Raw genomic sequence first — 391 nt, 5'->3', positions numbered from 1 at the left:
AACCTACTGATTACAAGTCAGTTGCTCTACCAATTGAGCTAGGCCGGCAAATGGTGGAGGATACAGGGCTCGAACCTGTGACCCCCTGCTTGTAAGGCAGGTGCTCTCCCAGCTGAGCTAATCCTCCGCCTGGCAACGTCCTACTCTCGCAGGGGCAATGCCCCAACTACCATCGGCGCTGAGAAGCTTAACTTCTGTGTTCGGTATGGGAACAGGTGTGACCTTCTCGCCATCGCCACCAGACAAACAGTCTTGAAAGGTTTGTAAAAATCAAGACAAGATATATTATATGCATTTCCTTCGAGAAATGCAAGGGTTTCGGAAAAAATAATCTTTATACCCTAAAAACTAAATAAGAGTAACGCACGACATCCAGTTAGTTAAGTCCTCG

At 47.1% G+C, this 391-nt stretch carries 1 tRNA gene and 1 rRNA gene; both read right to left on the bottom strand.

Going from position 1 to position 391, the window contains the following annotated elements:
- Positions 1-51: 51 nt before the first annotated feature.
- Positions 52-127 (bottom strand) — tRNA-Val (locus KI338_RS17580).
- Positions 128-243: ribosomal RNA gene (gene rrf, locus KI338_RS17575) — 5S ribosomal RNA — on the bottom strand.
- Between the last annotated feature and the right edge of the window lie 148 nt (positions 244-391).

Source organism: Ornithinibacillus bavariensis (genome assembly GCF_018333235.1).
Classification (GTDB): domain Bacteria; phylum Bacillota; class Bacilli; order Bacillales; family Amphibacillaceae; genus Ornithinibacillus; species Ornithinibacillus bavariensis.
Note: the sequence above shows the minus strand (reverse complement) of the source record. Positions and strands in the feature narration are given on the sequence as shown.